Below are 24,514 nucleotides of genomic sequence, written 5' to 3'. Positions count from 1 at the left end.
GCATGTTTTACCAGCGATAGCCTAAAGAGGCGCTAAAGATTCTCAATTGCCCAATAGTTGGGGATTGATACAAACTGGAGCGGTTGCTTTTAAAAGTGAAACTCCCCGCTAATCCCAAATCAAACCCCCTAAAATTGTATTTAGTCCCAAAAGCCACGGTATAGCCATTAGAATCTGGGATACCTATCGCATCTTGGGGGCTTGGAGCTTGATCATAATCAATAGCGCCCATTAAACGCAAGCTTTTGCCCATGTAAGTTACCCCTAATCTAAAGGTGTTGGTGTCCCTCCAGCCAGCCCCCATGTTCATCACGCTTTTAAAATTCGCTAAGCCCACCATTTTTTTAAGCGTCTCAGAGTCTAGTGAAGCCACCGTTCCGCTCAAGCCCTTGTAAGTGGCGTTTGCAAAATCAGGGGTTACTAAAAATTTATTCCCTTGACTCCAAAAGGTGCGCTCAAACACCCCCTCTATTCTTAAATGGTCTTTAAAAAATTGGTGGGCGTAGGCTAGGCTTAGGGTTTGGGGGAGTGAAACATTGATATTCAAGCTGCCTTTAGTCAAAACGCTCCCTAAAGAAGGGCCAAGCTCTGTGATAGCTACTAAACCACCTTTCATGTTGAATGTCACTGAAGAATTATACACCACAGAAAACATGCCATGATCAAAGATGCGCAAACTCGAACCCACTCTATAGCCCCCCGATACGCCTTGCCCGTTAGATTTTTGCACGACTTGAGTCGTGCCATAAAGATTCGCGCTCGCTTTCACTAAACCGCTATAACCCATGATTTTTTTCAAGCCGTTATAAAACTCTTGACAGCTTTGATCGCTCATATCCCCACCGGCTTTTTGGCAATTAAGCGCGGGTTGGTAGCCAATATTGCCTAATAAAGTCATCATGTTGCTTGGCACTTGATCGGCAAAAACATTGTTGGGTAAGTTTAAAATTTGCTCCGCGCTCAAAACCGAAGCGCCCTCTAAAGGCACATAAACGGTGTTATTAAAGCTCCCGGTCGCATAAAGCCCCCTTAAGCCCACGCCCACGGAAAAGCGCTTATTAACAGTATAGCTCATGCTAGGGGCAAGCTCTACCATCATGATAAACACGTCATGCAAAAATTCCCCCCCCTTACCATTCCATTTCATGCCCAACCCGCTAGGAGCGCTAAAACTCCCCCCAAAAGTGAAGCCGTTATGCGTGCGCGTTTTATAAAAGAATTTGGGTAAAACAAAATTAGTCGTTCCCGTCCAGCCATTCACGATTTGAGTGTCAGGCGATGAAGCGAGGGTTACGACTTTTTGATTGGTTAGATTCATAAGCCCTTGAACACGATTGAAAGCTTGTTGCAAGCCATTGGTAGCGGCCGTATTGCCAAGCGCTTTAAGGATATTGCCAAGCCCTATAGTGTTGATGATGCCTAAAATATTTTGTTGGCTTTTATCAATTTCTAAGCTTGTAACTGAATACAAGCCTTGATTAGTCGTAGGGACTTTAAAGCTAAAGGCCGGAATGTTAATCACGGTGGTGGTCATTTCAAATTCGCTTCTGTTTTCACCCCAATCGTTAGTGAAGCCCATATTCGCCGGGTTATAAAAGGAAGCGTCAGCGCCCCTAGCCCCAGCGACATACGCCGAGCCTAAAGCCGTGCCGTTCAAACTTTGCTCTTGGATTTTAAAGCCATTGGCGTAAGAAAGCAAGGGCAAACTCAGAGCGATTAAATGGCGTTTTTTAAACTTTTTTAAAAAATAGAGTGGGGAAAAGTTTTTCATTGGAGCTCGCTGTCAGCGTTTTCATTATCTTCTAAATCTTGCAAAGAAGGCTCATAGGGTTCAATCCTAATAGCAATTTTTTGAGTCAAATTCTGGAAAGAAATCAGGCCATTTTTTCTTTCATAAAGGATAATTTCCCCGCTTTTTTGAAACCTTTGGATCACATATTCAGGGGTTAGGTGGCGCTTGCCTAAACCTTTAAAAATATCCCTCCCTAAAACGATGTCATCAAACAAATCCCCATAGCTCACCTTACCAAACAAATCCCTTGCAGCAATCCATTTAGCCGAACATTTTTGGCTAAAACAAATGTTTCGTTTAGTCATATAAATATCGCCCACTCTTTGGCTGAGCTTATAAAGGGTTATTTCAATATTATGGTCTTTATCGGTTTTAATCGTGCCGTAATCATAAAAGCGAAAAACCGGCGTGTTAATATAAATGAGCCTGAATTGGCGCAAGGCATTCAAAGTCTCTTCTCTTTTTTTACGGGCTTCTTCTTGTCTGATCTGCTCCTTAGTCTTAGGGGTTTGCTTAGAAAAAGGGTGCTTAGAGCAAGAGATAAAAAAAAGCGTCATGAAAAATAATAAAAAAGCGCTTCTAAAATACCGCATGGTTGAGAGTAAGAGAGGTTATCCTCTCGATCCGCTCAAAATACGATACCAAATCCTGCCGTCTAATTTAAGCTCCATGCTGACTTGACACAAGCCATCTTTATAGATGGTTTCAGTGATTTCAGCGTTACGAATGAGGGCATTGACTCTGGTTTTAATCACGGAATTTTGTAAAACCATGTCTTTGACGGTGTCTTGAGCGTTCACTCTGATACCATACATTTTTTCACCCAATTGGCGGTAGCCATCAACAATAGCCGCCCGCTTGGCCAAAGCTAGGGCTTGAGAGGGCGAAATGGTGGATTCTGGAGCCACACCCATGCCCACCGCGTTCAATTCAATGACATTATTAGGCGTGAGAATGGGGGTGTTAGGGATAGCGTTAGTGGGATTAGAGCTAATGATGGGCTGATCGTTATTCTCAAGGCGAGGGCTTGGGAGAGACTGAATGCTCTTTCTGGGGGTGAAATTGGTCGGGGGATAAATGGGGGCTTGCAAGCCATTAGCTGAAGGGGGGATTAGCTGCGCATTAGTGTTACGCTTTTTAAAGAGACTGCAACCACTTATCAAAAGAGTGGCAACAAGCAATGAATTAATACCAAAAAAGGCAGTGTGCAAACGCATGGGTATTTTCCTTAAAATGAGTTCATCAAGTCTATTATATCATTTTTGAATGGATTTGTCATGCGGATATTCTTATTAAGTTTATAAGGCTAGTGGGTTTTAATTTAAAATTTAGGGGATTATGATTTATTTTTTAAAAAAAAAGGGATTTTAATGGCTTGATTTTATCGTTTTAAGATTTTATTTGATGATAAAACTCATTTTTTAAGTTTGATTTTTAAATTTATTTTCTTAAGGGGGTAGGGGGTATTTTGAAAAATTCCCTCCCTACAACCCTAGACTAAAAACCTCCTAAAGAGCGCTTTTTTAAGAGGTTATGGATTGCTTTTTTTCAAGATCTTTTTAATTGTAAAAAATGCTTTGAATATTTTTTAAATAGGATAAGAAATAAAATAAATTTTTTTAAATCCCTATGATAGTAAAAATAATGCGAGTGGTGTCCTTGGCGGGATTCGAACCCACGACCTTACGATTAGGAATCATACGCTCTATCCAGCTGAGCTACAAGGACATAAGAAAGCAAGAAACTTACAACCTATTGGTAAGCCCCTTGCTGAGTGGATCAGATTTATTTGCCTTCTTCAACTTTTTGTTTAAGGATTTTGCCGGGTTTGAATTTAGGCACTCGCTTGTCTTCAGTTTTATAAGTTTTATCGCTTCCTGGCACCTTACCTTCTTTGCCTTTTTGCTCTGCGGTCTCAAATTTGCCAAAACCAACCAATTCCACGCTTTCACCCTTGCTTAAAGCTGTTTGTACCGCTAGAGTAAAGGCACTGATCGCTTCTTCGGCTTCTCTTTTGCTGTTGTATTTGCCCGCTTCTTTAACCAAATCAATAAATTCCGCTTTGTTCATGTGGATAACCCCTTTTCTAATAGACGCCAAAACCAAGCGATTTGATCGCTTAGCTTGACTGATTGAGCGGTAATTATAATCAAATCCTAAAGATAAATCAAGCAAAAACGCTTTTTCAAGGGGGTTTAATGCATAAAAAATTCAATTTTGTTGGGTGCTTTTTTTATCTTTAGCGTTAAGGATTAAAGGCGTGCCTAAAAAATTAAATTCTTTCCTTAAGGTGTTGATCAAATAGCGTTTGTAACTGAAATGCAAGGCTTTAGGGCGATTCATTATAAGAGAGATTTGAGGGGGTTTGGTGGCAAATTGCGTGGCGTAATACACTTTCACTAATTTCCCTCCATCGCTTGGTAAGGGGTGTTTTTGGGTGGCTTGATTGATCACGCTATTGAGCAAGCTCGTGGGAATGCGTTTGGAAAAACACTCATAGACTTCTATGATTTTATGCTTGATTTCATTTATATGGCGCGTTTTTAAGCAACTGGTTGTGATAACAGGGGCGTATTCTAAAAAGCGGAATTTCCTTTTTAAAGTTGCCATGATCTCTTCATAAGGGGCGTAGCGGATGTCCCATTTGTTTAAAATAAGAATGATGCCTAAAGAGTGTTTATCCGCTAAGGAGCTGATCTTTTCGTCTAATTCCACAAAAGGAGCGCTCACATCTAAAACTAAAAGCGCGATGTGGGATTTTTCTAAGGCTTTTTGCGTGCGTTCTAGCGCGTATTTTTCAATGCCTAAAATCTTACCCCTATGCCTGATTCCAGCGGTATCCACAAAGCAAATTTTTTGATCGCCTATTAGAATGGTTTCATCTATGGGGTCAATGGTAGTGCCAGCCACGCTAGAAACAAGGCTCCTTTCTTTTTTCGTGAGCACGTTTAAGAGCGAGCTTTTGCCCACATTCACCCTCCCAATGATGCCTACTTGAATGATCTCTTCTTCTTTATTTTCTTTTTCTGGTGCGTTATTTTCTAGGCTTTCTAAAATATCCGCATCCAAATCCTGCTCTATGATTTGATTCAAATCCAGCGCGCTCAATATCGCATCAATTAAGGCGCTAATGCCTCTATTGTGCGAAACGGAAATATTAAAACTCTTTGGCATGCCAAAAGAAGAAAACGCATAAGCTCGCTCTTTTTCTTTGTCGTTATCAATTTTATTGATCACTAAAAAGCAGTTAGGGTTGGTTTTAAAAACCTCTCTAAAAAGCTTGAGATCTTCATCGCTAGGGATAGACTTGCCATCCACAACATATAAAATCAAATCGCTCATTTGAGCGGCTTTTAAATTAAGGGCTTTGATTTCTTTAGACAAAAGAGCGTCTTTAGCCATGCCCCCTGTATCTAGCAATTCCACTTCATGGCCATTCAATGCGATTTTTCGTTTGTTAATGTCTCGTGTAGTGCCTGCAAAATCTGAAGTGATAGCGATCCTTTCTCTAGCTAGGCGGTTAAATAACGAGCTTTTCCCCACATTAGGCTGGCCTAAAATCGCAATGGTTTTTAAAGTTTTATGGCTTGTATTCATTTTACTTGTAGTTTCACTTTAACCAAAATTAGATTACAATATTATAGTTATTTAAAGCTTAAATAAGGGTCTAGCGTTGTTTTTAGTCAAAAAAATAGGCGTGGTAGTAGTGGTTTTAATAGGCTTTTTAGCTTGCTCGCAAGAGAGGTTTATCCAATTGCAAAAAAAAGCCCAAGAGCAAGAAAATGACGGCTCTAAACGCCCCAGCTATGTGGATTCGGATTATGAAGTCTTTAGCGAAACGATTTTTTTACAAAACATGGTGTATCAGCCTATAGAGGAAAGAAATGCTTTTTTCCAACTAACTAAAGATGAAAACGATTCTTTTAACCCTGAAACTTCTGTGATTTTGTTGAATGAGCCAAGCGATAATAATGAAAAAAACCCGCCCCTATACCAAAACGATCCCAACAACAACGCTAATAATGAAAAAAACCTGTTCCTTTACAAACCAAAAAGAAAAACAAAAAATCCAAAACTCATTGAATATTCCCAACAAGATTTCTACCCCCTAAAAAACGGGGATATTATGATAAGTAAAGAAGGGGATCAATGGCTGATAGAAATCAAATCCAAAGCCTTGAAGCGTTTTTTAAAAGATCAAAACGATAAAGATCGCCAGATCCAAACTTTCACTTTTAATGACACTAAAACGCAAATCGCGCAATTTAAGGGCAAAATTTCTTCGTATGTTTATACCACCAATGACAGCGATTTGAGTTTAAGGCCTTTTTATGAATCCTTTTTGTTAGAAAAAAAGAGCGATGATCTTTATATGGTAGATAAGGCTTTAGACGCCATTGAGATTTCAAAGTGTCAAATGGTGTTAAAAAAGCATTCAACCGATAAATTAGACAGCCAGCATAAAGCCATCAGTATTGATTTGGATTTTAAAAAAGAGCGCTTTAAGAGCGATACGGAACTTTTTTTAGAATGCCAAAGTTAGGGCGTTTATTACGACAATTTAGATTTTTTTGGGTAGCATGTTAGCGTTTCAAAGGCATGGATAAAAAAGTAAGCTAAGGAGTGTTTATGTGGATCACCCAAGAAATCACGCCGTATTTGCGTAAAGAATACACCATAGAAGCGAAATTATTAGATGTTAGAAGCGAGCATAATATCTTAGAGATTTTTAAATCTAAGGATTTTGGCGAAATTGCGATGCTTAACCACCAATTGCTGTTTAAGAATTTTTTACACATTGAAAGCGAGTTGCTCGCTCATATGGGAGGTTGCACCAAGAAAGAGCTTAAAGAGGTTTTGATTGTGGATGGGTTTGATTTGGAATTAGCCCACCAGCTTTTTAAATACGACACGCATATAGATTTTGTGCAAGCGGATGAAAAGATTTTAGACAGCTTCATTAGTTTTTTCCCCCATTTCCATGAAGTGAAAAACAACAAGAATTTCACGCACGCTAAACAACTCTTAGACTTAGACATTAAAAAATACGATTTGATTTTTTGCTTGCAAGAGCCAGATATTCATAAAATGGATGGCTTAAAAAGAATGCTTAAAGAAGATGGAGTGTTTATTTCTGTAGCCAAACACCCATTATTAGAGCATGTGAGCATGCAAAACGCCCTTAAAAACATGGGCGAGTTTTTTTCTGTTGCCATGCCTTTTGTAGCGCCTTTAAGGATTTTGAGCAATAAGGGTTATATTTACGCTTCTTTTAAAACCCACCCCTTAAAAGATTTAATGGTGCCAAAAATAGAAGCGCTAAAAAGCGTGAGATACTATAACGAAGACATTCATAGGGCTGCATTCGCTTTGCCTAAAAATTTACAAGAAGTCTTGAAAGACAATATCAAATCTTAAGATGGTTTTAAAAAACGCTATCGCTCTAACAGGGGGGATAGGCACCGGTAAAAGCACCACCATTAAAATATTAGAATCGCAAGGTTATCAAATTTTAGATGCGGATAAGATCGCTCATCAATTATTGCAAGAGCACCGGTTTAAAATCGCCCAACATTTTGGATCAGAGATTATAGAAAAGGATATTTTGAATCGCAAAAAGCTTGGCGCGATCGTGTTTCAAAAGGCTAATGAGTTAAAATGGCTAGAGGATTTTTTACACCCCTTAATCCGTGAGTGCATGCTTCAAAAAGCCTATGAATTAGAAAAGAATCATCAAGCGTATTTTTTAGACATCCCTTTGTTTTTTGAAGTTGGGGGTAAAAAATGCTATCCTGTGAGTAAAGTGGTTTTAATCTATGCACCTAGGGTTTTACAAATTGAGCGCCTTTTAGAGCGAGACAAACTCAAAGAAGCTGAAATCTTGCAGCGCTTAGCTTGTCAAATGGATATAGAGCAAAAACGCGCCATGAGCGATTGTGTTATAGACAACAGCTCCAGTTTAAAAGATTTAAATAAGCAAGTTGAACGCTTTTTAAAAACGCTCTTATAAGCTCGTTTTGTATCTAAGCATGTTAAACTACCATTAAATTTTTTGTAAGGCTAAAAACATGATCACTTTAAAACAAGCCCTTTCTTTATCCCAAGATGAATTAGAAACCCTTAAAAACGAAATTGACGCTAAGGTTAGAGCTTCAGATTTGAACGCTTATATTAAAGCCCCTAGCCTTAATGGCGCTAGCGCTAAAGGGGTGCCAATCCTTATTAAAGACAATATCAGCGTTAAGGGGTGGGAAGTTACTTGCTCCAGTAAGATTTTAGAAGGTTATATCGCTCCTTATCATGCGAGCGTGATTGAAAACTTGCACCAAAACAGCATGGCAGGGTTTGGGCTTTCTAACATGGATGAGTTTGCGATGGGAAGCACCACGGAGTCTAGTTGCTATGGGATCACTAAAAACCCACGAGATAAAAACAGAGTGCCTGGAGGGAGTAGCGGAGGAAGTGCAGCAGCTGTGGCTGGTGGCTTAGCGGTGGCGGCTTTAGGGAGCGATACGGGCGGGTCTATCAGGCAGCCGGCGAGCTATTGCGGGTGCGTGGGGTTAAAGCCCACTTATGGGAGGGTGAGCCGTTATGGTTTGATTGCGTATTGTTCTAGTTTTGATCAAATCGGGCCTATCACGCAAAATGTAGAAGACGCTTCTATTTTATTTGACGCAATTAGCGGGCATGATAGCAAGGACTCCACGAGTGCCAATCTCAAACCCACGCAAACCTTTAAAAACCTTAACAGAGACAAACGCTTTAAAATCGCTATCTTAAGAGATCACATTAAAGATGCGAGCAATGAAGTGCAACTTGCTTATGAAAACACCCTTAAAGCCTTGAAAGAAATGGGGCATGAGATTGTGGAAAAAAAGATGTTGGATTCGCATTATCAAATCTCTATTTATTATATTATCAGCATGGCTGAAGCGAGTTCGAATCTGGCCAGATTTGATGGGGTTCGTTATGGGAGGAGGGCTCAAAATGTTAAAGATTTGAAAGAATTGTATCTCAAAAGCCGCAGTGAAGGTTTTGGCGATGAGGTGAAACGGCGCATCATGTTAGGGAATTTTGTCTTAAGCAGTGGGTATTATGACGCTTATTATTTGAAAGCCCAGCAAATGCGTTTGATAATCAAAGAGCAATACAACAAGATTTTTGAAGAAGTGGATTTGATTTTCACCCCTGTAGCTCCTACGAGCGCCCACTTATTCAATTACCATGCAAGCCCTTTAGAAATGTATTTGAGCGATATTTACACGATTGGGGCGAATTTGAGCGGTTTGCCAGCCCTTTCCTTGCCGGTCGCTAAAGATCCTTTAGGCTTGCCCATAGGGATGCAATTCATTGCTAAGGCTTTTGATGAGCAAAGCCTTTTAGACGTTTCTTACGCTTTAGAGCAAGAATTAGATTTAAAATTAGATTAAGGATAGAAAATGAGAATTTTACAAAGGGCTTTGACTTTTGAAGACGTGTTGATGGTGCCTAGAAAGTCCAGCGTTTTACCTAAAGATGTGAGCTTAAAGTCTCGCCTGACCAAAAACATTAGTTTGAATATCCCCTTTATTAGCGCGGCTATGGATACGGTTACAGAGCATAAAACCGCTATCGCTATGGCGCGCCTTGGGGGTATTGGCATCGTGCATAAAAACATGGATATTCAAACGCAACTCAAAGAAATCACTAAGGTTAAAAAAAGCGAGAGTGGGGTGATTAATGATCCTATTTTTATCCATGCGCACAGGACGCTAGCGGACGCTAAAGTCATAACGGATAATTACAAGATTTCAGGCGTGCCTGTGGTAGATGATAAGGGGTTGTTGATTGGGATTTTAACCAACAGAGACGTGCGCTTTGAAACCGATTTGAGTAAAAAAGTGGGCGATGTGATGACTAAAATGCCTTTAGTTACCGCTCATGTGGGCATTAGTTTAGATGAAGCGAGCGATTTGATGCACAAGCATAAGATTGAAAAATTGCCCATTGTGGATAAGGATAATGTTTTAAAAGGCTTGATTACGATCAAGGACATTCAAAAACGCATTGAATACCCTGAGGCCAATAAAGATGATTTTGGGAGGTTGAGAGTGGGGGCGGCTATTGGAGTGGGGCAGTTGGATAGGGCTGAAATGTTAGTTAAAGCGGGGGTGGATGCGCTGGTGCTAGACAGTGCGCATGGGCATTCGGCGAACATTTTACACACTTTAGAAGAGATTAAAAAAAGCTTGGTAGTGGATGTGATTGTGGGGAATGTGGTTACTAAAGAGGCCACAAGCGATTTGATTAGCGCGGGAGCGGACGCTATTAAAGTGGGTATTGGGCCAGGAAGCATTTGCACCACTAGGATTGTGGCTGGAGTGGGAATGCCCCAAGTAAGTGCGATTGATAATTGCGTAGAAGTAGCGTCTAAATTTGATATTCCTGTGATTGCAGATGGAGGGATCCGCTATTCAGGCGATGTGGCTAAGGCTTTAGCTTTGGGGGCATCAAGCGTGATGATAGGCTCTTTACTCGCTGGCACAGAAGAATCTCCAGGGGATTTTATGATTTACCAAGGGAGGCAATATAAAAGCTATAGGGGCATGGGCAGCATTGGGGCTATGACAAAAGGGAGCTCTGATAGGTATTTTCAAGAGGGCGTGGCGAGTGAAAAGTTAGTCCCAGAAGGCATTGAAGGGCGTGTGCCTTATCGTGGTAAGGTTTCGGATATGATTTTCCAATTAGTAGGGGGCGTGCGTTCTTCTATGGGGTATCAGGGGGCGAAAAATATTTTGGAATTGTATCAAAACGCTGAATTTGTAGAAATCACTAGCGCGGGGTTAAAAGAAAGCCATGTGCATGGCGTGGATATTACTAAAGAAGCCCCTAATTATTATGGGTGAATTTTAAAAGAAAACAAGACAAATCGTTAAAAAACTCGTTAAAAAGCTTGATTTAATGAGTTTTTAAAACTTAATTGCTACAATTAAGGAAATTTTCAATAAGGCTTAGAGAAACTTTTTCATGGAACACAGAGTATTTACTATTGCTAATTTTTTTAGCTCCAATCATGATTTTATCACCGGGTTTTTTGTCGTTTTGACAGCGGTTTTGATGTTTTTCATTTCGCTTGGTGCGTCGCGCAAAATGCAGATGGTGCCTATGGGTTTGCAGAATGTGTATGAGAGCATCATTAGCGCGATTTTGAGCGTGGCTAAGGATATTATAGGCGAAGAGTTAGCCCGCAAATACTTCCCCCTAGCAGGCACGATCGCTTTGTATGTCTTTTTTTCTAACATGATAGGCATCATTCCTGGTTTTGAATCCCCTACGGCTAGCTGGAGCTTTACGCTGGTTTTAGCGCTGATTGTGTTTTTTTATTACCATTTTGAAGGCATCAGAGTGCAAGGCTTTTTTAAGTATTTCGCTCATTTTGCAGGCCCTGTGAAATGGCTCGCCCCTTTCATGTTCCCTATTGAGATCATCTCGCATTTTTCTAGGATCGTGTCTTTATCGTTTCGTTTGTTTGGGAATATTAAGGGCGATGACATGTTCTTGCTCATCATGCTTTTATTAGTGCCTTGGGCGGTTCCTGTAGCGCCCTTTATGGTCTTGTTTTTTATGGGGATTTTACAAGCTTTTGTTTTTATGATTCTCACTTATGTGTATTTGGCAGGGGCTGTTTTAACCGATGAAGGGCATTAAGCAAAACATTCTTGTTTGGCTTTAATATTGTTTTTTAAAACTTTGTTTTATGGTAAAGCTTTTAAAAGGCTAGGGGGGGTGATTTTGAAACCATGCTCTCTCTCATCCTTTGATAACGCTTTTTAAAATTACCGCTTGCTTGTGTAAGTTCTATTTTATTATCAATACCCAATTTTAATAGCTTTTATAATTTTTTAAGCAATCATTAGATAAAATCCACCATACTTCTGTTTTGGATGTGTTTGGGTTTTAGAAGTGTTACTTTTTTATAACTTTTTCATATTCTTATGGGTATGTCGTCATTTTTTTACCGGAGAATTTTATCTTGAAAAACATTTATGTAGGGAATTTGGTTTATAGTGCTACCAGCGAGCAAGTCAAGGAGCTTTTCAGTCAATTTGGCAAAGTTTTTAATGTCAAGCTAATTTATGACAGAGAAACGAAGAAACCTAAAGGTTTTGGCTTTGTGGAAATGCAAGAAGAGGGCGTTAGTGAAGCGATCGCTAAATTAGACAATACGGATTTTATGGGCAGAACGATTAGGGTAACCGAAGCTAATCCTAAAAAGTTTTAGTAGCATTAGAAAATAATTTTCTAATGCGCTTTTCATTCTCTTAATGCGTCTTAGTTGCACATAGAATCTAAAAGGGGTAAAACCCTTTTAAAATCCATTTAAAATTTTAATCCATTTTTAAAAAGGCGATTAAGTTTTGTTCTAATCAAATAGGGGCGACTAACGCCTTAAAACGCTCTTTAGTATTTTTATTATTGGCTATACAAACTGCCAATATTTCAAATATTTAAAATGGAGTTTTCTCATTAAGGCGATTTTAGGGCTATAGGGTTCTTCTTTTCGCGCTATCGTAGAGATTTGCTCATCATCAGCGATCACAAAAGGTTGTAACACCAAATTTTTCACGCCATGGATAAAAGTAGCGTCCATTATCGTATCCACAGGAACAACCCATTTTCGGCTGCATTTTTTAAAAACTTTGGCAATCTTTGGCGTGATCACATAGCCTTGCGTCCCCACCCCATGACTATAAGCTTTAATAATCCCTACACGCTCTTGTATCTCGTGGTTTTTGTGGCTCAATGGCTCACTTCTTACACTGGCATCATACAACAAATGCATCAAACGCGCATAGCCTAGTTCTTGGATGTGTTTTTCTAAAAAATCCAATCCCTCTTTAAAATCCTCTTTCAAGGTTATATCGTCTTCTAAAATGCAAATGGGCTCATTTAACTCTATGCATTTTTCCCACAAGGAATAATGGCTCGCATAGCACCCAAGCTCCCCCAAGCTCATAAACTTCGCATAGTATTTTAAAGCGTAATAAAACTTAGAAACCCTACTGATTAGGTTGGTTGTAATCCCCATGTCTTTGATGTTTTGCGTGATGAAATAAGGGTGTAAATGCTTTTTAACTAAGGGGTGCAACTCGTCTTCAAAAGTTTTAGAATAAATCGCATCAAAAATTTGCGCCTTGTGGTGGGTGGCATTGATATTATGGAGTAAAGTTGTGGTGTCTCTAAAAACTAAATCAAATTGATCGCACACTTTTTGATTTAAAGAAATGATAAAAACACGCAAAGCTTAAACTCCCATAATTTTTAATAGAGTATATCGTTTTTAGGCCTTGTTTTACAATAAAACTTTGCGAATAAAATCGCATCACGGCTACAAAAAAGCTTTAAAAGATCCAATGAATGTTTGAAGCGAGAACTCATAACCCTAAAACCTAGGGTTATAAGCTTGATTTAATGGTGTTCTAAATAAGAAATCACGCTTAAGGCTGCCGTAGCGCCATCGCTTGCAGCGCAAACCACTTGCTTAGGGGCAAAAATGCGAATATCTCCTGCCGCAAACAAGCCTTGAACATTCGTTTTCATGGAAAAATCCACGACAATAGAGCCGTATTCATCGCATTCGCATAGCATAGAGCCATCTTCTTGTTTCAACACGGCGTTATTCACATCATAACCCACAAAAACAAAAAACCCCGGCACGACTAATTCTCTTGTTTCATTAGTGGCCGTGTTTTTAATGCTTAAAGAAGACACGCCAGAAGCATCGCCCTTGATTTCTTCCACCACATAAGGGGTTAAAAACTCAATCTTATCGTTGTTTTTAGCATGCTCTAAAGTGATAGGCGCACACCTAAAACCATCTCTTCTGTGGATGAGATAGACTTTTTTGCAGATGTTGGCCAAATAAATCGCCTCTTCTACGGCGGTATCACCTCCACCAAGCACCGCTACTTCCTTGTTTTTGTAAAAGAAGCCATCGCATGTCGCGCAAGTGCTCACGCCTTTACCCCAATATTCTGACTCGCCCTTGATGCCTGTGCGTTTAGGGCTACCACCGGTAGCGATGATCACGCTCTTAGCTTCAAAAGTCTTGCCATCTTCTGCCAAAATAACAAAATGAGAGCCTTTTTTAGAAACCCTTTGAACAGCGGTCATTTCATGCTTTAAGCCAAAGCGAAAGCACTGCTCCTGCCATGGTTGCATGAAATCCAACCCGCTCACCACTTCCTTAACGCCCGGATAATTTTCAATCTCACTACTGCCAGTGATTTGCCCCCCAGGCATTCCTTTTTCAAACAAAACGGCGTTTTTAACACCGCCCCTAGTCGCATAAAGCCCCGCACTCAAACCCGCAGGACCACCTCCAATAATCGCACAATCTATCATGCTATTAGCCTAGAAGTTTGTTCAATTGCTCTTTTAAAGCAACTTTAGTTTGCACGCCCACCAACTGATGGACAACTTCGCCATCTTTTGTGAATAAAAGCGTAGGAATGCTCCTGATACCAAATTTCGTGCTCAATTCTTCTTGCTCATCGGTATTGACTTTACAAATCTTAGCCTTACCTTGATATTCGCTAGCTAATTCATCAATCACAGGGGATAGCATCTTACAAGGACCACACCATGGCGCCCAAAAATCCACTAACGCAACCCCTTTTTTAATGGTGCTTTCAAAATTTTCTTCAGTTAATTCAATATAGTGACTCATTAGTTACTCCTAAATATATGATTTTGATTAACGAGAATTATATTAGCTTAAGAATGTTAATGAAAACGCATTGATTTTGGATAAAAATCTAAAAAGTGATATTTTCTAAAAGCTCAAATTTACCATTTTTCACAATAAGGGCGTCAATGCAAAAATCGCTATTGGGATCTTTTTGGGACAAATAACAGCGGATTGTTTTAATCATCTTTTTTAATTTACTCGGCGTGATCGCATAAATGGGATCAAAATTTTCCCCGCTTTTGACTTCAATGAAATGCAAAACCCCTTTTTTCAAAGCGATAATATCAATTTCGCCAAATTGTGAAAAAAAGTTCCTCTCTATCATTTCAAAGCCCAGCGTTTTTAAAAACCCGCAAGCCTCTTCTTCAGCCTTCAAGCCCTTTGCCCTATGCTTGTTATTCAAAAAGCGCATTCAATTTTCCAAACGGATCATTTTAGGGGTGTCTAGCACGCTTTTTAGATTTTCAAGCTCTTTAAGGGCGTTTAACATAGATTTTTCGTTGGTGGTGTGCGTGGAAAATAAGATTTTAGCCTTGTTGGAATGCGGGATTTCTTTTTGTAAGACATTGTTGAACGAAATATCATTTTGGGCTAAAATCGCGCTAATTTGAGAAAAAACCCCTTTTTCATCGCTCACCAACAAACGCGCATAATAAGCGCATTGGATTTCTTCTTTGGGTTTTAGGGGGAGTTTTTGAGGGGTTTCAAAGCCTAGCATTAGAGAGCTTTTTTTCCTTGCAATTTCTATAATATCGCTAATGACCGCGCTTGCGGTAGGCTCTCCCCCAGCCCCAGCCCCATAATACAAAGTCTCGCCCACCTTATCCCCTATAACGCTTATAGCGTTCATCACCCCATCCACTTTAGAGAGCATGCATTCATTTTTAATCATGCTTGGATGCACCCTTAATTCAATGCAATCTTGGTGTTTTTTAGCGATGCCTAAAAGTTTAATGTTATAACCAAATTCTTTAGCAAATTCCATGTCGTCTGGCTCTATTTTTTCAATGCCTTCAATTAAAATTTCTTCTAATTTCGCATCAATGCCATAGGCTAAAGACGCTAAAATCAATAATTTGTGCGCTGCATCAATGCCTTTAATGTCAAATTCAGGGTTTAATTCCGCATAGCCTAAATGTTGGGCGTCTTTCAAAGCGTCCTTAAAGCTTGCTTGATTTTTAAACATTTGGCTTAAAATGTAATTGCTGGTGCCGTTTAAAATCCCTTTAAAAGAAAGGATGTGATTAGCGCTCAAGCCGTCTTTTAAAGCCTTGATAATAGGGATACCCCCGCACACGCTCGCTTCAAAGCCTATGGGGGTGTTTTTAGCGGTTTGTTCTAATTCATAGCGGTGGTACGCCAACATGGCTTTATTGGCTGTAACGAAAGCTTTTTGCTTGGCTAAAGTTTTTTTAGCTAAAAGATAAGGCGCTTCCACCCCACCCATAAGCTCCACGATAATATCAATTTCTTCATCTTCTATCAAGCTTTCTAAATCATTGCTGATTTCAAAAGCATAGTTTTTGTGTTTTTTCACGTCTCGCACCACCGCTTTTTTAATTTTAATTTCTACGCCGGCTCTGTCTTTGATGATTTCTTGATTTTCTTGTAAGATTTTAGCGACCGCGCTCCCCACACACCCTAAACCCACAAGCCCTACATTCAATCTTTTTTTCATGTTTTTTCCTTTAAATTCGTTTTTTTAAAACGGCGTTTTTTTCCTGCTCGCTCGCTTTTTCTATCGCTTCAAAACTCCCAAAATAATCCAATAATTTTTTCACGCTGGCTTCTCCTATGCCCTTTTCTTTTAAAAGAGCGATTTGTTTCATGTTTTTAAGTTTAGTGGATCTATGGAAGTTTATCGCATACCGGTGGCTTTCATCGCGCAATTTTTGCACCCATTGCAAGCGTTTGTCGCTAGGGAGCAATTTAAAAGTATTATTAATCGTATAGATAATGTCTTTAGCGCCCCCTTTAGAGCGATAAGCCTTAGAATCCCTTTTTTCTTTAGAAATAGCGATCACTTCTACAAAACTCCCGCTGCTTTTTAAAACTTCTAAAGCGATGTTTAATTGCGCCCTCCCTCCATCAATCACCCACAAATTAGGCGGTGGCTCTTTAGCAAAGTCTAAAGCCCTTCTGGTGAGCAATTCGCTCATTTGAGCGTATTCGTTAGAGCCTTTTAAATGGTAACGCCGATAAGAGTTTTTTTGGAAGGCGTTATTTTCATACACGACCATTCCCCCCACGCATTGGCTGTTTGAATGGTGGCTTGTGTCAAAGATTTCCACCCTATAAGGCATGCATTCTAAATTGAAGAGCGATCGCGCTTCTTCTAAAATCAGATCTTCATTAGAGGTTTTTTCTTGGCTAAAAATCTCTTGAGCGTTTTTCATAGCGATTTCTATTAAAGCGAGCTTATCGCCCTTTTTAGGAATGCTAAGAGCGATTTTTTTAGAATATTGATGAGAGATAAACTCTTGCAATTCTTTAAGCGTTTCATTAGAGCAAGCGCTCAATAAGATCTGTTCAGGCATCAAAGGCAAATGCGATTGGTAATGATTGATAATGGCTTGTTTCATCGCCTCATCGGTGTCAAACCCATTAAGGGAGTGGATTTTTTCAAACGCTGAAGAAATGATTTTACCCCCACGCATGAACATTTTCACTAACACCGCCTTGTTGTTCCCACCATAAAAAGCAAAAATATCCAAATCGTAGAGTTTGGCTAAATCCATGCAAGTGAAAGGGGCGATTTTTTGGATTTTTGCAATCCTGTCCCTATAAATTAGGGCTTCTTCAAAACGCAAGTTACTAGAAAGGCGCTCCATTTTCAATTCAAGCTCTTTGATGAGCCTGTCTTTATTTTCAATCATTTCTAAACATTCTTTAGCGATTTTTAAATACTCTTCTTTGGTGATTTTATCCTCGCATGGGGCTTTACAACGCTCTATTTGATAAAACATGCATGCCTTTTTATCCTTGATGCAATTTTTCTTTTGAACCAACGGGAGCAATTCATACAAGCTATCCAAAATATCCTTAGCCCCGCTTGTAAAAGGGCCAAAATATTTAACGCCAGGCTGTTTTAAAATTTTTCGTGTGATTAAAGGGATAGGGAAGTCAGTGGAAAAATCCATATAAATATAAGGGTAAGTTTTATCGTCTCTTAAAAGAATGTTGTATTTGGGCTTGAGCTGCTTGATCAAAGAATTTTCTAAAATCAAAGCGTCTTGCTCGTTTTCCACTAAAATGGTTTCTAAAAAAGCGATTTGTTTGACCATCATTTGGACGCGTAAGCTTGCGCGATGGTTGGGCGTGATTTCATTGTTACGGATAGAAAAATAGCTTTTGATGCGCTTTTTTAAATTTTTCGCCTTACCGATGTAGAGTAATTGGCGGTTTTTATCAAAATATTGATACACGCCACTGCTACTAGAAAGGTTTTTCAAACTGGACAATAAATCAGCCATTCATTCCTCAAAAAAACTGCGTTGGTAGTGGATCAAAGCGCGCGCTTTTTCAAAACATTCATGCAAGCGAGCGTCTTTAATGGGGTTATGGAACAACCCTAAAGCGCTAGGGCGATAAAATTGGGCTTGTTTTTTAATAGGGGCATAAAAATTGGCTTTTTCTAAGGAATCTTTAGGCACATAACCTAAAATTTCCAACCCGTCTAACCCATCAAACCCATAAGCATGCCCTTGCGTGTTCAAAAAATGGCTGATTTCTTTAGCGAATCGTTGATTAAATTCTTTAGAAGCCCAAAGATCTTTAAACGCAAAAAGCAATTTAGAGTCTTTGATGAAGATAAAAAGCAAATTTTCTTGTAAACTTAAAGGCATAAAAACCTTAAGCTTTTTGAGTTTCAAAAGAGTTTCAAGCTTTTTATAAGACTTTTTTTGAATGAGTAAGGAGAAAATATTTTGTTCCATAAACTGATCTTAACATGCTTTTTAACGCTTGTGGCAATAACGATTCAAGCTTGCGGCTATAAAGCCCCCCCATTCAATGAAAAACCCGCTAAAAAAACTTCAAACAGCTCTAATTCTTCTATGCAAACGCCCACCAATAACACCACGCCAGAATTTTTAAACGAGCCTTAAAATCATTGCTCTTGTTTAAGGGCTTTGATTTCTAGGGTTTTTGTGGCTAACTTTTGGGCCTCTTCCTCATCATGCGTTACCATAATGAAAGTAGCGCAAGAATTTTGGTGTATTTCTTTGATGAGATCCTGCAAATTCTTACGATTTAAACTATCTAAAGCGCTAAAAGGCTCATCTAATAAAATGAGTTCTGGCTTGTGGATAATCCCCCTAATAATGCCCACTCTTTGGGCTTGCCCCCCGCTCAATTCATTGGGGAATTTATCCATAAGGCTCTCATCTAACCCCATTTTTAACGCTAAGGCTTTGGCTTCTTTTTGAGCGGCTTGTTTGTTTATGCCTTGTAAATTAAGGCAAAAGGTCATGTTTTGCATGGCGTTTAAATGAGAAAATAAGGAATTGCCTTGAGCGATATAGCCTATTTTTTGGCGTAAAAAAGCGTTGTTTGAAAGGGTCTCATTAAAGATTTTAACGCTCCCAAGATTAGGTTTTAAAAGCCCTAAAATCAAGCCTAAAAGCGTGCTTTTGCCGCTCCCGCTCTCCCCTAAAACGCATAAAAAATCCCCTTTTTCAATGCTTAAATTGAAATCCTTAAAAACAGCGCGATTGTGGTAGTTAAAAGACACATTCTCTATTGTAACGATTTCTTTCATGCTTTATAACCCTAAGCTTTCTAAAAAATCTTTAGCTACGATTTGGGGGCTTTTTTTCAACACTTCCACCTGATAGTTTAAATCCTGCATTTTTTCATCGCTAATTTTTGAATCCAATTTTTCTAAGATTTTTAACGCTTCAGGATACTTTTTTATAGTTTCTTTTCTTATAACAATACCGGCCTGATAATTAGGGAAAAACCCTTTATCGTCCTTAAGCACCTTTAAATCCAATTCTTTGATTTGAGCGTCTGTGGTGAAGACATCTAAAGCGTTGATTTTATGGGATTCAAAACTTTTATAACGCAAATTAATATCCATTTCATGCAAACTTCTAAAACGAAAGCGATAAGCTTTCACTAAGCCCTTAAAAGCGTCCTCTCTTTCAAAAAAGTCAAACTCCGCTCCAAAATCAAAATTCGGGCTATGAAAGGCTAAATCGCTGAAAGTTTCAATCGCGTATTTTTGAGCGTCTTCTTTAGAAATCGCTAAAGAATAGGTGTTATTAAAGCCCAAAAGCCCCACCCATAAAAGATTAAATTCCTTCTCATAACGCTTTTTAATCGTTTCAAAATCCACTTTTTGAGTCAAAGGGTTTTTGAGCGTATTCACCCAAGCGGTGCCGGTATATTCCACATACAAATCAAAATCGCCCCTAATTAATGCCGGATGGATATTCATCGTCCCCCCACCAATGCCAAACGCTCGCTTGATAGGAATGTGGTGTTTTTCTAACAAAAGGCTTAAAATCTCGCCCAAAATATACTGCTCGCTGCTAGGTTTTGTGGCCACGACTAAGGGCTTTTCTTCTATGGCGTTTCTAGGAATGAGCCATAAAGCGCTCGCTAGCAATAAAAAAAGAAACACCGCTAAATTAGTATAAACTCTTCTTTTTTGTTTTTGGGTGGCGTTTTGAGAAAATAGGCGTTGTAAGGCGTTTTCATGCTGAAAGACGCTCACAAATTTATCCGCTAAAACACTAAAAAGAGCAATAATCAAACTACCCGCCACTAAAAGCGTGGTGTTTTGCGTGTTTAGCCCTCTAAAAATCGCCTGCCCTAAGCCTCCAGCCCCAATGAGCGCCCCAATCCCAGCCATCGCCACTAACATCACCACTGCAATCCTTAAGCCCACTAAAATTTGGGGGATAGCGAGCAAGAAATGCACCCTAAAAAACAACTCTTTGGAGTTACACCCTAGCCCAATAGCGGCCTTAATCACCTCTTCTCGCGCCTCTTTTAAAGCGTTATAAGTGCTATGGACAATGGGCAATAAGCCGTATAAAACCAACACTAAAAGCGCGTTTTTTAACCCCACCCCAATCACAGGAATGAATAACGCGAATAACGCAAGCGATGGGATGGTGTAGAGGAAATTCACCACAGGGAGCAAGAACGCCCTAGCCTTTGAGTTATAAAACACAAAAACCCCAATCAAAACCCCAAACACCAGAACGAGAAGACTAGAAAGCGCAACGATGATAAAATGTTGCGCGAGCAAGTCTATAAAGTAAATGAAGCGATCATGAAATTCTTTTATCAAATATTTTACCACGCTTATTTTTAACACCATAGCAACTAAATGTTGCGTAACCACATCCACAGAATGGAGCAACCACTCATACAATTCTTTGATCAATTGTTTAAAAACGCCCATGCCTAGCATTATAACTAAACTTATTTGAATAAAGGGGTTTTAAAATGCTAAAGGCATTCTTTAATGTTGGTTGCAGGTTAAAACTGAAAGGTGCGTTTGCCTAAATTGGTGCTCACTTCTATCCATAGCGGCTGATTTTCGCATAAAATTTCATAGGCTACGCTTTGATTCCTCACTAAAGAAACGCTTTTAGGCGTGGGGTAGAGCGAGCAAGAACGCCCTTGATTGATGTCAATTTTTAAGATAACCACGCTCTCCACGACAGCACTCACCTTTAAATAATACGATTCCCTAGCCCCTTGCCATTCTAAATAGGGCGTTTCTTGGGGGACAATCTCTAAAGCCACTAAAGGGCTTTGAGCCAGTTTTAAGCGCGTTTTTTGCTCCTGCTCTTTTAATTCTTGTTCTCTGTTGATCCCTTTATCAATCAAATCAAAAAGGTTTGAAGAAGCGTCCTTTTCTCTAGCAACAAGGCTCGCTAACAACAAAAAGATTAAAAGATAATTTTTATTCATGCGATTCATTCTTGCTGTTTGTGGGGATTGAATTCTTCATCTAAAATAGAATGGATTTTACTCAAATCGTTCGCATCGGTTGAAAAAAAGATTTCCACACGATTGTTTTTCATTCTGTTTTCTAGGGAGTCATTAGGCGCGATAGGGTTGGTAGAGCCATAAGAAGAAAAAGACAATTGGTTAGGATCCACGCCGTATTGCATAAGGACTTTCATCACCCTATAAGCGCGATTGGCGGCTAATTCATAGTGGCTTTTAAAACGGGTTTTAACTAAAGGCGTATTATCCGTAAAACCTCTCACATTGATATGCACCCTTTTAGGGAGTTTTTGAATGATTTTAGCGATCCGTTCAAGATAAAGCATCATGTCTTGATTGATAGCGTCTGAAGTGGCGTTTTCAAACAACAAACTAGAGGGGAGCTTTAAAACAGAGCCTTGATCAATTTGCTCTAAAACACTGCCTTCGCCTTTGCGAGCGATAGTGGCTTTTGTTTCGGTATTTTGCGAAGCCGGTTTGGAGCTTTCGCTCGCCATTTGCTCTTCTTCTTTCCCTGAATCAGGCGGGATCACTACAACCGGCTGCATCGCCTCTGGCTTAGGGGCGTAATTAAAAATCTTAATGAATTCGGTTTTTAAGGCTTCCACTTTGGATTTATTGACCGCTGAAATGGCATAAAGAGCGATAAAAAGCGCGAGCAACAACGACAAAAAGTCCGCATAAGGAACCGCCCATTTCTCGCCGGCGGGGCATTCGGTGGGTTTGTTTTTCTTAGCCATCTTTAGCCCTCAAATTGAGATTTTTTAGGCTCACCGGGAGCGATGTAGTTTAAGAGTTTGTTTTCTAAATCCCTTGGATTTTCCCCATTAGCGATGCCTAAAATCCCCTCTAAAAGAACGGTTTTTTCTTTGATAATGTCTTTAGATTTAGCCTTGAGCTTATGCCCAAAAGGGCCAAAAATCGCATAAGCGCACATAATCCCTGTAACAGTGGCCGTAAATGCCCCAGCGATCCCTGCTGCCATTTCAGCCGGATTGTCCAGTTTTTGCAAGGCTAGCATAAGCCCCATAACCGCCCCCACTAACCCCATAGTAGGAGCGGTCTCACCGGCAGTCTCCCAATAATGAGCGGCGCCGTGGTAATACTCTTCCATTTCTTCAATGCTGATTTCTAAGCTTTCCTTAACGGATTTTAAATCCTTGCCATCTATGATCATAGACAAGCCATTGCGGGTGAAATCGTCTTCAATTTGCGCCACCCGCCCCTCCAAACTCAACACCCCATCTTTTCTGGCTAAAGTGGCTAATTCCACTAAATTTTTAATGGTTTCGTTCAAATTGATTTTAGGGTTTAAAAAAACAATTTTTATCTCTTTGTAAGCGGCTTTCACGTAACGAGCATGCGTGCCTGTCATGGCGGCAAAAAGCGAAGTAGGCACGATGATAATGACTGAACTCAAATGGATAATGTGCAACGGGTTGCCATCTTCTAAAATATCGCCTAGCGAAATAGAAGCGACCGCCAATACCAAGCCTAGTATGGTTGATAAATCCAAAACTTACCCCTTAATCTAAATTTCATAATCTTGTAAATGCGTGATTTTATGCGTGCCACAAACCCTACATTCAGGGTTTTTGGGTGCTTGAATTTTTTTAAAATCCATCGTTTTAATATCGGCTATAAGTAAAGTATTTATAAGTAAAGTTTCAAACCCTAAAAAATATTTTAGGCATTCGCTCGCTTGGATACACCCTAAAACCCCAGGTAAGACCCCAAAAAGCCCTGAAGTAGGATTCAATCCCTTTTTAGGGGGCTTATCAAAAACACACGCTAAGCATGCACTATGGGGTAAAACGCTCATGCTTTGCCCCCTGTATTTTAAAACCCCGGCATGCGAATAGGGTTTTTGGGCTAACACGCAAGCGTCATTGATCAAAAATTTAGCGTTAAAATTGTCTGTAGCGTCTATGATAAAATCGTAAGGTTCTATGAGAGAAAGAGCGTTATGAGCCTTAAAGCGTTCTTCAAAAGCCTCTATTTCAATACTAGCATTGAGTTGTTTTAAGCGCGCTTTCGCGCTAGAGACTTTAGGTTGGTTTAAAAAATCCTGTGAATGGATGATTTGGCGTTGCAAATTACTCACATCTAGCACATCAAAATCTACAATGCCTATTTTTCCTATCCCAGCGGCACACAAATACATCAAAACCGCTGATCCAAGCCCACCAGCTCCAATGACTAAAACGCTAGATTTTAAAAGCTTCAATTGGCCTTCTTCGCCCACATCTTCTAGCATGATATGGCGCAAATAACGCTCTTTGTCTAGCCGGCTTAGCAATTAAGCCATCCTTGAAACCCAAATTTTAGAATGCTCTCTTTCAGCAAAAAAACTTGTTTTATCCCCATGCCCTGGATAAATTTCTATGTCTTTAGAAAAATCTAAATTTTGAAACCTTATCAAGGACTCTTTCATGTCTTTTTCATTAGAATAAGGGAAATCATAGCGGCCAATGCTGCGATAGAAAATAAAATCCCCGCTAAAAATCACCCCTTCTATTTCTATGATAGAACAACCGGGCGTGTGTCCGGGAAAATGCCAATATTTAATGGTAGTGTTTGCTATCTCTAAAGTGGTGCAACCCTTATTGCAAGGCACACTAAACGAAGGGCTAAAAACCGGCATGCCCAAATGGAAAATATCATTTTCTAGCATGAACACATCGTCTTTTGGGGCGTAAATGGGGGTGTCTTTAAGGGCTTTTGACAATTGAGCGCTATCCCATACATGATCATAATGCCCATGCGTGATTAAAATCGCCTTAGGGTTTTTGGCGTTTTCTAACACCCATTCGCTGCTAGAAAATCCGGGATCAATGATAAAATCTATCCCACTAGAAAGCTTCACAATATAAGCGTTTTCTTCCACCGCCCCACATTCTCGCCTTAAAATTTCCAAACTCTAAACTCCCTTCAAACTAGCCTAAAAAGTCATTATGATTGAATATCATAGCGCAAAAATAAGGCGATTTTGACTAGAATAGCGCTTCTATTATTGTTGGTTG

The 24,514-nt window shown here is 39.6% G+C and carries 27 protein-coding genes and 1 tRNA gene; 8 read left to right on the top strand and 20 right to left on the bottom strand.

From position 1 onward, the window contains the following. Positions 1-7: 7 nt before the first annotated feature. From HG567_RS03975 to der, 6 genes are all read right to left on the bottom strand, one after another. Complete coding sequence (locus HG567_RS03975) at positions 8-1,771, bottom strand: OmpP1/FadL family transporter (RefSeq protein ID WP_202163657.1); 1,764 nt, start codon at positions 1,769-1,771, stop codon at positions 8-10. After that, the gene (locus HG567_RS03970) at positions 1,768-2,385 is read right to left on the bottom strand and encodes an HP0838 family lipoprotein (protein WP_120879050.1); all 618 of its coding nucleotides are present in this window, start codon (positions 2,383-2,385) and stop codon (positions 1,768-1,770) included. The genes HG567_RS03975 and HG567_RS03970 overlap by 4 nt, the downstream gene beginning before the upstream one ends. Before the next feature lie 18 nt (positions 2,386-2,403). After that, the gene (locus HG567_RS03965; protein ID WP_001236617.1) at positions 2,404-3,009 is read right to left on the bottom strand and encodes an LPP20 family lipoprotein; all 606 of its coding nucleotides are present in this window, start codon (positions 3,007-3,009) and stop codon (positions 2,404-2,406) included. 434 nt (positions 3,010-3,443) lie between these two features. After that, positions 3,444-3,520, bottom strand: a tRNA-Arg gene (locus tag HG567_RS03960). A 57-nt stretch (positions 3,521-3,577) separates the two neighbouring features. Next, positions 3,578-3,862, bottom strand: coding sequence for an HU family DNA-binding protein (locus HG567_RS03955; RefSeq protein WP_001029090.1), 285 nt, complete (start codon positions 3,860-3,862; stop codon positions 3,578-3,580). A gap of 141 nt (positions 3,863-4,003) precedes the next feature. Next, positions 4,004-5,389, bottom strand: coding sequence for a ribosome biogenesis GTPase Der (gene der / locus HG567_RS03950; protein WP_202139269.1), 1,386 nt, complete (start codon positions 5,387-5,389; stop codon positions 4,004-4,006). A gap of 76 nt (positions 5,390-5,465) precedes the next feature. Here der and HG567_RS03945 point away from each other — a divergent pair, with 76 nt between their 5' ends. From HG567_RS03945 to HG567_RS03915, 7 genes are all read left to right on the top strand, one after another. Then, positions 5,466-6,335 carry a hypothetical protein gene (locus tag HG567_RS03945; RefSeq protein ID WP_202163656.1) on the top strand — a complete coding sequence of 290 codons (870 nt, stop codon included), beginning with the start codon at positions 5,466-5,468 and terminating at the stop codon, positions 6,333-6,335. Between the two features lie 86 nt (positions 6,336-6,421). Continuing rightward, the gene (locus HG567_RS03940) at positions 6,422-7,210 is read left to right on the top strand and encodes a spermidine synthase (RefSeq protein WP_202163655.1); all 789 of its coding nucleotides are present in this window, start codon (positions 6,422-6,424) and stop codon (positions 7,208-7,210) included. Between the two features lies 1 nt (position 7,211). Next, a complete protein-coding gene (coaE, locus tag HG567_RS03935) occupies positions 7,212-7,802 on the top strand; it encodes a dephospho-CoA kinase (RefSeq protein WP_202163654.1) in 591 nt (196 codons plus the stop codon). A gap of 58 nt (positions 7,803-7,860) precedes the next feature. Beyond that, the gene (gene gatA, locus HG567_RS03930) at positions 7,861-9,222 is read left to right on the top strand and encodes an Asp-tRNA(Asn)/Glu-tRNA(Gln) amidotransferase subunit GatA (protein ID WP_202163653.1); all 1,362 of its coding nucleotides are present in this window, start codon (positions 7,861-7,863) and stop codon (positions 9,220-9,222) included. 9 nt (positions 9,223-9,231) lie between these two features. Then, complete coding sequence (gene guaB / locus HG567_RS03925; protein WP_001221720.1) at positions 9,232-10,677, top strand: IMP dehydrogenase; 1,446 nt, start codon at positions 9,232-9,234, stop codon at positions 10,675-10,677. Positions 10,678-10,798: 121 nt separating this feature from the next. Then, positions 10,799-11,479, top strand: a complete 681-nt coding sequence (locus tag HG567_RS03920; RefSeq protein ID WP_000401209.1) for a F0F1 ATP synthase subunit A — start codon at positions 10,799-10,801, stop codon at positions 11,477-11,479. 325 nt (positions 11,480-11,804) lie between these two features. Continuing rightward, entirely contained in the window at positions 11,805-12,053 is a 249-nt protein-coding gene (locus tag HG567_RS03915) for an RNA-binding protein (protein WP_000790556.1), read from the top strand. 198 nt (positions 12,054-12,251) lie between these two features. Here HG567_RS03915 and HG567_RS03910 read toward each other — a convergent pair whose 3' ends face one another. The 7 genes from HG567_RS03910 to HG567_RS03880 all read right to left on the bottom strand — a co-directional run bounded on the left by HG567_RS03910 (position 12,252) and on the right by HG567_RS03880 (position 18,457). Further along, positions 12,252-13,073: a glycosyltransferase family 25 protein gene (locus HG567_RS03910; RefSeq protein ID WP_202163652.1), complete on the bottom strand. Its 822-nt coding sequence runs from the start codon at positions 13,071-13,073 to the stop codon at positions 12,252-12,254. Positions 13,074-13,240: 167 nt separating this feature from the next. Continuing rightward, positions 13,241-14,176, bottom strand: coding sequence for a thioredoxin-disulfide reductase (gene trxB, locus HG567_RS03905; protein ID WP_202139266.1), 936 nt, complete (start codon positions 14,174-14,176; stop codon positions 13,241-13,243). Between the two features lie 4 nt (positions 14,177-14,180). Beyond that, entirely contained in the window at positions 14,181-14,501 is a 321-nt protein-coding gene (gene trxA / locus HG567_RS03900; protein WP_000020208.1) for a thioredoxin, read from the bottom strand. An 88-nt stretch (positions 14,502-14,589) separates the two neighbouring features. Continuing rightward, positions 14,590-14,934 (bottom strand): YraN family protein, encoded by a 345-nt coding sequence (locus HG567_RS03895; protein WP_202139265.1) that lies wholly within the window; start codon positions 14,932-14,934, stop codon positions 14,590-14,592. Then, positions 14,935-16,200, bottom strand: coding sequence for a homoserine dehydrogenase (locus HG567_RS03890; protein WP_202139264.1), 1,266 nt, complete (start codon positions 16,198-16,200; stop codon positions 14,935-14,937). 10 nt (positions 16,201-16,210) lie between these two features. Beyond that, positions 16,211-17,995, bottom strand: a complete 1,785-nt coding sequence (gene uvrC / locus HG567_RS03885; RefSeq protein ID WP_202139263.1) for an excinuclease ABC subunit UvrC — start codon at positions 17,993-17,995, stop codon at positions 16,211-16,213. Further along, positions 17,996-18,457 (bottom strand): hypothetical protein, encoded by a 462-nt coding sequence (locus HG567_RS03880; protein ID WP_001960675.1) that lies wholly within the window; start codon positions 18,455-18,457, stop codon positions 17,996-17,998. On the opposite strand from HG567_RS03880, the gene HG567_RS03875 reads away from it, so the two are divergent. After that, positions 18,449-18,628: a hypothetical protein gene (locus HG567_RS03875; RefSeq protein WP_000468793.1), complete on the top strand. Its 180-nt coding sequence runs from the start codon at positions 18,449-18,451 to the stop codon at positions 18,626-18,628. The two genes, HG567_RS03880 and HG567_RS03875, sit on opposite strands and share 9 nt — an antisense overlap. 2 nt (positions 18,629-18,630) lie before the next feature. On the opposite strand, the gene egtV is transcribed toward HG567_RS03875, so the two are convergent. The 7 genes from egtV to HG567_RS03840 form a co-directional block, all read right to left on the bottom strand. Continuing rightward, positions 18,631-19,281: an ergothioneine transport ATP-binding protein EgtV gene (gene egtV, locus HG567_RS03870; protein WP_202137604.1), complete on the bottom strand. Its 651-nt coding sequence runs from the start codon at positions 19,279-19,281 to the stop codon at positions 18,631-18,633. A gap of 3 nt (positions 19,282-19,284) precedes the next feature. Further along, positions 19,285-20,946 carry an ergothioneine transport permease/ergothioneine binding protein EgtU gene (gene egtU, locus HG567_RS03865; protein ID WP_202163651.1) on the bottom strand — a complete coding sequence of 554 codons (1,662 nt, stop codon included), beginning with the start codon at positions 20,944-20,946 and terminating at the stop codon, positions 19,285-19,287. Between the two features lie 68 nt (positions 20,947-21,014). Beyond that, a complete protein-coding gene (locus tag HG567_RS03860; protein ID WP_001081241.1) occupies positions 21,015-21,461 on the bottom strand; it encodes a hypothetical protein in 447 nt (148 codons plus the stop codon). Beyond that, on the bottom strand, positions 21,458-22,231 hold the full coding sequence (motB, locus tag HG567_RS03855; protein ID WP_187849914.1) for a flagellar motor protein MotB: 774 nt from the start codon (positions 22,229-22,231) through the stop codon (positions 21,458-21,460). The genes HG567_RS03860 and motB overlap by 4 nt, the downstream gene beginning before the upstream one ends. 2 nt (positions 22,232-22,233) lie before the next feature. Next, a complete protein-coding gene (motA, locus tag HG567_RS03850) occupies positions 22,234-23,007 on the bottom strand; it encodes a flagellar motor stator protein MotA (protein ID WP_000366184.1) in 774 nt (257 codons plus the stop codon). A gap of 15 nt (positions 23,008-23,022) precedes the next feature. Then, on the bottom strand, positions 23,023-23,790 hold the full coding sequence (locus HG567_RS03845) for a HesA/MoeB/ThiF family protein (protein WP_202139261.1): 768 nt from the start codon (positions 23,788-23,790) through the stop codon (positions 23,023-23,025). After that, positions 23,791-24,408 (bottom strand): MBL fold metallo-hydrolase, encoded by a 618-nt coding sequence (locus HG567_RS03840; protein WP_202139260.1) that lies wholly within the window; start codon positions 24,406-24,408, stop codon positions 23,791-23,793. Positions 24,409-24,514 lie beyond the last annotated feature (106 nt).

This window comes from Helicobacter pylori (assembly GCF_016755635.1).
GTDB classification, from domain to species: domain Bacteria; phylum Campylobacterota; class Campylobacteria; order Campylobacterales; family Helicobacteraceae; genus Helicobacter; species Helicobacter pylori_CQ.
This window is presented reverse-complemented; position numbering and strand designations above follow the sequence as displayed.

What these genes read in the sequence shown, in the direction of transcription:
- HG567_RS03975 (WP_202163657.1), bottom strand. Translation starts at nt 1,771, where the DNA reads ATGAAAAACTTTTCCCCACTCTATTTTTTAAAAAAGTTTAAAAAACGC.
- HG567_RS03970 (WP_120879050.1), bottom strand. Translation starts at nt 2,385, where the DNA reads ATGCGGTATTTTAGAAGCGCTTTTTTATTATTTTTCATGACGCTTTTT.
- HG567_RS03965 (WP_001236617.1), bottom strand. Translation starts at nt 3,009, where the DNA reads ATGCGTTTGCACACTGCCTTTTTTGGTATTAATTCATTGCTTGTTGCC.
- HG567_RS03955 (WP_001029090.1), bottom strand. Translation starts at nt 3,862, where the DNA reads ATGAACAAAGCGGAATTTATTGATTTGGTTAAAGAAGCGGGCAAATAC.
- der (WP_202139269.1), bottom strand. Translation starts at nt 5,389, where the DNA reads ATGAATACAAGCCATAAAACTTTAAAAACCATTGCGATTTTAGGCCAG.
- HG567_RS03940 (WP_202163655.1), top strand. Translation starts at nt 6,422, where the DNA reads ATGTGGATCACCCAAGAAATCACGCCGTATTTGCGTAAAGAATACACC.
- coaE (WP_202163654.1), top strand. Translation starts at nt 7,212, where the DNA reads ATGGTTTTAAAAAACGCTATCGCTCTAACAGGGGGGATAGGCACCGGT.
- gatA (WP_202163653.1), top strand. Translation starts at nt 7,861, where the DNA reads ATGATCACTTTAAAACAAGCCCTTTCTTTATCCCAAGATGAATTAGAA.
- guaB (WP_001221720.1), top strand. Translation starts at nt 9,232, where the DNA reads ATGAGAATTTTACAAAGGGCTTTGACTTTTGAAGACGTGTTGATGGTG.
- HG567_RS03920 (WP_000401209.1), top strand. Translation starts at nt 10,799, where the DNA reads ATGGAACACAGAGTATTTACTATTGCTAATTTTTTTAGCTCCAATCAT.
- trxB (WP_202139266.1), bottom strand. Translation starts at nt 14,176, where the DNA reads ATGATAGATTGTGCGATTATTGGAGGTGGTCCTGCGGGTTTGAGTGCG.
- trxA (WP_000020208.1), bottom strand. Translation starts at nt 14,501, where the DNA reads ATGAGTCACTATATTGAATTAACTGAAGAAAATTTTGAAAGCACCATT.
- HG567_RS03895 (WP_202139265.1), bottom strand. Translation starts at nt 14,934, where the DNA reads ATGCGCTTTTTGAATAACAAGCATAGGGCAAAGGGCTTGAAGGCTGAA.
- HG567_RS03890 (WP_202139264.1), bottom strand. Translation starts at nt 16,200, where the DNA reads ATGAAAAAAAGATTGAATGTAGGGCTTGTGGGTTTAGGGTGTGTGGGG.
- uvrC (WP_202139263.1), bottom strand. Translation starts at nt 17,995, where the DNA reads ATGGCTGATTTATTGTCCAGTTTGAAAAACCTTTCTAGTAGCAGTGGC.
- HG567_RS03880 (WP_001960675.1), bottom strand. Translation starts at nt 18,457, where the DNA reads ATGGAACAAAATATTTTCTCCTTACTCATTCAAAAAAAGTCTTATAAA.
- egtV (WP_202137604.1), bottom strand. Translation starts at nt 19,281, where the DNA reads ATGAAAGAAATCGTTACAATAGAGAATGTGTCTTTTAACTACCACAAT.
- egtU (WP_202163651.1), bottom strand. Translation starts at nt 20,946, where the DNA reads ATGCTAGGCATGGGCGTTTTTAAACAATTGATCAAAGAATTGTATGAG.
- HG567_RS03860 (WP_001081241.1), bottom strand. Translation starts at nt 21,461, where the DNA reads ATGAATCGCATGAATAAAAATTATCTTTTAATCTTTTTGTTGTTAGCG.
- motB (WP_187849914.1), bottom strand. Translation starts at nt 22,231, where the DNA reads ATGGCTAAGAAAAACAAACCCACCGAATGCCCCGCCGGCGAGAAATGG.